Annotated in this window: 7 protein-coding genes; 2 read left to right on the plus strand and 5 right to left on the minus strand. The window is 61.6% G+C overall.

The annotated features are described in order from the left end of the window. A partial coding sequence (locus QT222_RS08245; protein ID WP_491476882.1) for a trimeric intracellular cation channel family protein occupies window positions 1-301 on the plus strand: 301 nt, incomplete at its 5' end. Between the two features lie 75 nt (window positions 302-376). Here the strand turns inward: QT222_RS08245 and thsA are convergent. The 3 genes from thsA to QT222_RS08260 form a co-directional block, all read right to left on the minus strand. Continuing rightward, window positions 377-1,939 (minus strand): thermosome subunit alpha, encoded by a 1,563-nt coding sequence (gene thsA, locus QT222_RS08250; RefSeq protein WP_491476885.1) that lies wholly within the window; start codon window positions 1,937-1,939, stop codon window positions 377-379. A 239-nt stretch (window positions 1,940-2,178) separates the two neighbouring features. After that, window positions 2,179-2,460 (minus strand): HalOD1 output domain-containing protein, encoded by a 282-nt coding sequence (locus QT222_RS08255; protein WP_491476883.1) that lies wholly within the window; start codon window positions 2,458-2,460, stop codon window positions 2,179-2,181. 42 nt (window positions 2,461-2,502) lie between these two features. Further along, a complete protein-coding gene (locus QT222_RS08260; protein ID WP_004057493.1) occupies window positions 2,503-3,165 on the minus strand; it encodes a helix-turn-helix domain-containing protein in 663 nt (220 codons plus the stop codon). 192 nt (window positions 3,166-3,357) lie between these two features. Between QT222_RS08260 and QT222_RS08265 the strand changes: the two genes are divergently transcribed. Continuing rightward, window positions 3,358-4,182 (plus strand): amidohydrolase family protein, encoded by an 825-nt coding sequence (locus QT222_RS08265; protein ID WP_004057494.1) that lies wholly within the window; start codon window positions 3,358-3,360, stop codon window positions 4,180-4,182. Between the two features lie 58 nt (window positions 4,183-4,240). On the opposite strand, the gene QT222_RS08270 is transcribed toward QT222_RS08265, so the two are convergent. Further along, window positions 4,241-5,143 (minus strand): glycosyltransferase family 2 protein, encoded by a 903-nt coding sequence (locus tag QT222_RS08270; protein WP_491476884.1) that lies wholly within the window; start codon window positions 5,141-5,143, stop codon window positions 4,241-4,243. 70 nt (window positions 5,144-5,213) lie between these two features. Continuing rightward, window positions 5,214-5,972, minus strand: a complete 759-nt coding sequence (locus QT222_RS08275; protein WP_014732172.1) for a class I SAM-dependent methyltransferase — start codon at window positions 5,970-5,972, stop codon at window positions 5,214-5,216. Between the last annotated feature and the right edge of the window lie 188 nt (window positions 5,973-6,160).

The following is a 6,160-nucleotide window of genomic DNA, read 5'->3' on the forward strand; positions in this document are numbered from 1 at the left end:
GTCCGCGGCGACCGGCGCGCGCGTCGGCGTCGACGCCGGGGTCTCCCCGTTCGGTATCGTCAGCCTCGCGACCGTCACGGCCGTCGGCGGCGGCTCTATCGCCGATATTCTCATCGGTCGCGTTCCGGTCGTCCTCCGCGACGACTTTTATGCGACACCCGCGGTCGTCGGCGGCCTCGCGTTCCTCGTCGCCCGCGGGCTCGGCGCGCCGACCGGAATTCCCTCTGGGTTGTGCGCCGCGCTCGTGTTCACGGTTCGAATGCTCGCGCTCAAATACGAGTGGCGACTGCCGCAGGTGTGAAAAAGCAACACGAAGTGGCCCGGCGGCGTGAGTGAGACCACCGGAAGTCGATTCGCCTTCGAGCGTCGGGGGCGCTTACTCGGCGGCGATAACGTCGTCGATGCGGACAATCATCGTCGCTGCCTCGGTCGCAGATTCGATGGCCTCGCGCTTGACGGCCGCGGGGTCGATGACGCCGTGTTCGACGGGGTCGCCGATTTCACCCGAGCGGCCGGTCGAGATGATGCCGGCGATACCCTCCTTTTCGTAGTGAGAGCGCAGGTCGACGAGCGCGTCGATGGGGTCCATCCCGGTGTTTTCGGCGAGCGTGCGCGGGAGGGCTTCGACCGAGTCGGCGTACGCCTCGACGGCGAGTTGCTTGCGGCCTTCGATACCGGCGGCTTCGGAGCGAATACGGTCGGCGATGGCGATTTCGGTCGCGCCAGCACCGGGGACGACGCCGCCCTTGTCAATCGCAGCGGCGACGACATCGACGGCGTCCTCGATGGCTCGTTCGAGTTCGTTGATGACGTGTTCGGTGCCGCCACGGAGGAACAGCGTCACGGACTTGGCCGCCGCCCCGCCCTCAACGAAGGCGAGTTCGTCGTCGCCGAACGCGCGGATGTTGACGGCGTCGACGTGGCCGAGGTCCGAGTCCTCGATGTCGGTGAGCGAGCCGAGACGCTTTGCACCGGTTGCGCGGGCGAGTGCGCGAGCGTCGCCGTTCTTCACGCTCTTGAATGCGAGAATTCCTGCGTCGGCGAGGAAGCCCGCGACGCGGTCGTTGATAGACTTCGTACAGAACACGACATCGACACCGGCGTCCGTGAGCGCCTCCGCGTAGCCGCGGAGTTCCTCGTCCTCGGCGTCGATAGCCGCGGTTAGCTGGTCGACAGAGTTGATGCTGTACTCGGTGTCGGCCTCGCCTTCGCGGACGTCGAGTTTCATGTCGAGGACGGCGACAGTCGCGTCTTCGACCGACCGGGGCATGTTCTCGTTGATGGGTTCCTTGTCGAGGACGACGCCTTCGACGAGTTCGGTCGCGGACGACGATGCGCCCGTGCGGGTGAGGACGCGAACGTCCTCGTGGTGGAACGTGCCGTCTCCGTCCTCGTGGGCCATCTGGACCGCCTTGACGACGTGTTTCGCGAGCACGTCGGCAGTCACGTCACCGGTCCCTTTGCCGGTCATGGAGGATTCGGCGACCTTCCGAAGGAGGTCGTCGTCGAGGTCCGCTTCGAGGACCATGTCGTCGATTGCGGTCTGCGCAATGTGAGCGGCCTCGGTGTACCCTTCGACGATGACGGTTGGGTGGAGGTCGTCGTCGAGGAGGTTTTCGGCGTGGGCGAGGAGTTCACCGGTCAGAACGGCTGCGGTGGTTGTCCCGTCACCGACTTCCTCTTCTTGCGTCTCGGCGACTTCGACAATCATCTGCGCGGCGGGATGCTCGATGTCCATCTCTTCGAGGATGGTCGCACCGTCGTTCGTGATGACGACCTCTCCCGAGGAGTCGACGAGCATCTTATCCATTCCGCGCGGACCAAGTGTGGTCCGTACGGCTTCAGCGACAGCCTTCCCGGCACGGATGTTGGAGTCCTGTGCGGACCGTCCGTGGGTTCGCTCTGTTCCCTCTGCGAGGATGTACATCGGTTGCTGCATTCGTGAAGACATGTTGATACCTCAAGCGATACCAACGATTGCAGTTCTATAAATAGATTTCGGCGGCAGTGGAACACCAAATCACACGATAGAGCGACAGTTAGACGGAATATCGGCGGAAACAGTACATATTGACGGTCCAACAGGATTGGGCTGGCATTCGGATGAACGCCGTGGCTGTTCGCAAGAGCGTATCGACTCACGTGGGTGTCGTCGGACCCACGATTCAGGAGTGCTCGCTACTCGTCTACGTGGTCAACGGTGAGTGTGCCGTCACCGAACAACGAGACGAGATAGCCAGCGTAGTGAAATGTGAGATTGCGAGACGGGTCGGCGGAAGAGCCGAAAAGTAAGTCGAGTGCCTCTGGGTCCACGCCAACTTCTGCCAGCGGTGGGAGGTCGAGCGGGCTGTGTTCAGTGGCTGTCGCAACAGCCGAGGTGACCGCGACAGCGACCTCTTCGTATCGGTTGACAGAGGTGGTTACCACGGACCCAGCACCGTTGTCGAGCGGGTCGTCCATACTGTCCGAAACGGAGGTGTACTACCTATGGATGCGGGTTGATTATGTAATCCGTTCATCGTAGGACGACTCGTTACGAATTCGCTCTGCGAGCGTCCGGTAGGCCCTGCGTAACCGGGCCGCTACCGCCTGCCGTGAGATATCGAGTTCGTCACCGAGTTCGTCCAGTGACGTTCGTCGATGTTCGTCGAAGTACCCTCGTTCGAGCGCGAGAAGCAGTGCTTCCAGTTGGTGACTGGTCAGTCCGTCGCTCGCAGGTTCCTCATCGGCCGCGAGCGGCGTGATTCGGTCGACCTCAGTTTCGAGACCGCGTTCGGTCCAGTCGCGCCGAAGGGCGGTCAACATACCGTGAGAAGGAATGCGAAATCGGAGCCACCACGAGTCCGTGGCTGACAGACATTCGAGGAGCACGATGGGTCGTTCCGCCAAGCTGGCAAAGACCGGATTCCGGTCGAAATTCCACTCGACGCTGTAAAGTGCGCCATCAGGGACAGTCTCGACGAGTCTGAGACTGTCGATATCTGGAGCGGAGTCAGCCGCAGTTCCGAACGTACGGGCGTCCGGGCCTCGAACCCAGATGAACGGAGACGTGTCCGCAGACGTGGGTATCGACGGCTCCAGTTCGAGTTCGAAGTCGTGCTGTTCGACCAGCCGACCAAGAGGGAGTTCAGACAGCGGGGTGACGACCTCTACGATGAGGCACACGCACTTATGTTCGCAAGGATAGGACAAAAGGCTGCGTCTTAGGGTCCTGCCAGATTCTTTTGAAGAAATGACTGTCAGGCCCACATATCTGTCCAAAGTTGTTATTTGACAGACAATAAGTGGATAAAATTTGACTCAGAGCGGCGAACGATTCTACAACCTATTTGGCGGATACCACTGAGTGACACCACGATGCTGGAGTTGGAACACGGATTCAGGGTTGTCGACGTAAACGCTCGCCTCGACCCCGACGAGCAATCGGTCGCGACGCGCGGGCGAGACATCACCCCGGAGCGATTGGAGCGCGAACTACATCAGGCAGGTGTCGTTCGTGCCGTTGTCTCACCGGGCGCACAGCCGGTCGAACAGAGCTACTTACGGCCGAACAACGCGGTTGCACGGATGAGCGTCGACCGGCCGTTTCTCGCATTCGCACGCATCAACGGGCCACGGGACCCGAGCGGGCGTGCGTCCGCTCGACTTCGGAACCTGACAACGTCGCGAGGGGAGCACCACGCCGACCCGGATGATATCGAACAGTACGCCTACGACGACCGCTTCCACGGGTTCCGTCTCGCACCGTCGGTCGACGGTCTCCCCGACGAAGAGACGCTCGAAATGTTGGAGGATGTCGGCCTTCCCGTGTTCGTCCACTGCGGCCAAGTGTTCGAACCGAGCGCCGTCGCCGAGGCACTCCTTGGTCGGTTCCCGGTCATTCTCTCGAGTTTCGGTGGCTTCCCGCTCGACCAGAGCCTGATGCACGAAGCCATCGACCTGCTCGACGGCCACGACGACCTCTATCTCGACACGAGTTTCGTCCGCTACCGGAGCGTCCTCGAACGGGCGCTTCTCGAACATCCCGACCGCGTCCTATTCGGCAGCGGTGCGCCGGAAACGCACCCGAACGTGGGTGTCATGGAGATTCTGACGCTCGACGTATCGGAAGATGCGCTGGCGAAGGCGTTCTCGAAGAACGCAACCCGCGTTATCTCGGCACTCGCGCCGGGAGAACTGTAGTCGGGGCACTCACGAGCTTACATCTACCCGATACCGGTTTGATAGCTTTCGTCCGCGCCTAGCGCCAGTCGTACCGGGCAACTGCGCGGTCTGCCCGCTTGGAACAGCCGTGCGGGTTTCGCGTCCGCGACCGGTCACGAGCACGGGCGACCATTCCGTCGGAGGCACCCGTTGCAATACCGATACCAACGTCGCGGCCGGTTCCAGCCCAGCCAGAGGGCGTCACGTCGCCTTTGACGACGCCGAGTGCAGCATCAATTCCATCAGAAATAGCGTGTTTCGCCGTCCGTTTGACCGTCCCCGGCCTGATACCGTAGTTTTTCACGAGTCGATAGGTCAAGGCTCGATACTTCCAGCCCCAGTCGTGCTCCGAGATGCCACCATCGGCTTCGAACTCGCGTCGGACACACATCTCCGGTGCCCAAGCCACGCTTCGGCCGAAGCCGGCGAGTCGATGCGCCGCGTCGCGGGCACCGCCTGTTTCGAGGTACTCGTCAAATCCGTCGAGTGAGTCGAGCACCTCACGGCGGAAGGCAACGTTACCACCGTTGAAGTAGGTGACTTCGCGACCGACAATCGTGTTCTCTTCGAGCGATTCGGTCGTCATCCCGTTTCGGAGCGTCTGGTGCATCGGCCCTGTGACGACATCCGCCGACTCGATTCCGTCTTCGAGCGCCGACAGCCACAGTGGCTCGACCGAGAGGTCGTATCTGAGAAGGGCCACCACGTCGCCGGTTGCAACTTCGATACCGGCGTTTCGAGCGACGTTGAGGTTTCGGTCGGAGAGTTCGATGAGAACGTCGACATCGTCGCGTTCTCGTACCATCCCGGTTGTGCCGTCGGCCGACGGACCGTTGACGACGACGATTTCGGCGTCGGGGGCGTGCTCTGCTAGCGCATCAAGGCTAGCGGCGAGCTGGTCCCGACCGTTGAGAGTCGGGAGCACGACCGAGAGGTCCATACGGGACACTTGCGATGGACGTACTTAAATGTGAATCGAGAATCGTGGTAAAATCACCCGTGTCACGGCGTCACTCGGCGTCGCTCGCTCGAGTCGCCGCGCGGGATGAATCGTCTGCATCGGCGGTGACGCGCGCATTCCAGTACGACACTGAAGCGAGGTCGTCACCGAACGACGTCTCGCCGACCGTGAGGTCGAGCGAGCGGAAGGGTTGTGCGATGCCGTTCGGAACCTTCCGGTAGAATCCGAACGGGATGACGAAGTCGTGTTTCGCATCCGCGAGTTCGAGTCCCGCGTCGTTGAGGAGACGACCGACACCGTCGTTCGAATAGAGACGAGAACCCATCGGGAGCAGCCAGTTGTAGGCGACCCGGAGGCTCTTGTCGTTGAACGTGTCGAAAAACACCTGTTCTTTCGAGACACGCGCCATTTCGGCTAAGAACTTCGCCGGGGTGTCCGCGAGGTGGAAAAAGCGCATGGCGAACACCGCGTCGAAGTGATTGTCGGGGAAGGGAAGCCGCGCCGCGTCGCCGCGAAGGAACTCGATACGGTCGGCAACGCCTGCTGCGCGGGCCTTCTCCCGCCCCTGTACCATCATCGCCCGCGAAATATCCAGTCCGACGACGCTCGCCCCCTCTTGAGCGAGCATCACGGTGAATCGACCAGTTCCACAGGCGATTTCGAGGATATTCTTGTCCTCGACGGGACCGAGAGCCGCGAGGACTGCCTCTTTTTCTCGCCGGTCGATGAGCCGACCGCCCTTGGAGAACCGCTTCGAGTCGTACTCCTGGGCGACCTCGTCGGCCTGGTACCACTCCTTTCCTTTCACGCTACGCATACTCGCAGGGGGGACGGTAAAACGGTACTGGATACGCTGTGCGGGAAGGGGATACGCTTTCCACGCCCGAGAACGTACCATGGTATATGCCAACGTGCCATCATTGTGGTTCGGAATACGAGGCGAGTGAGTTGACGCGCCACGTCGTCGAAGACTGGCTCATCGTTCACTGTCCCGAC

This window comes from Haloferax sp. s1 (assembly GCF_058382125.1).

Coding starts and splice junctions, on each gene's coding strand:
- QT222_RS08255 (WP_491476883.1), bottom strand. CDS start 2,460: ATGGACGACCCGCTCGACAACGGTGCTGGGTCCGTGGTAACCACCTCT.
- QT222_RS08265 (WP_004057494.1), top strand. CDS start 3,358: ATGCTGGAGTTGGAACACGGATTCAGGGTTGTCGACGTAAACGCTCGC.
- QT222_RS08270 (WP_491476884.1), bottom strand. CDS start 5,143: ATGGACCTCTCGGTCGTGCTCCCGACTCTCAACGGTCGGGACCAGCTC.
- thsA (WP_491476885.1), bottom strand. CDS start 1,939: ATGCAGCAACCGATGTACATCCTCGCAGAGGGAACAGAGCGAACCCAC.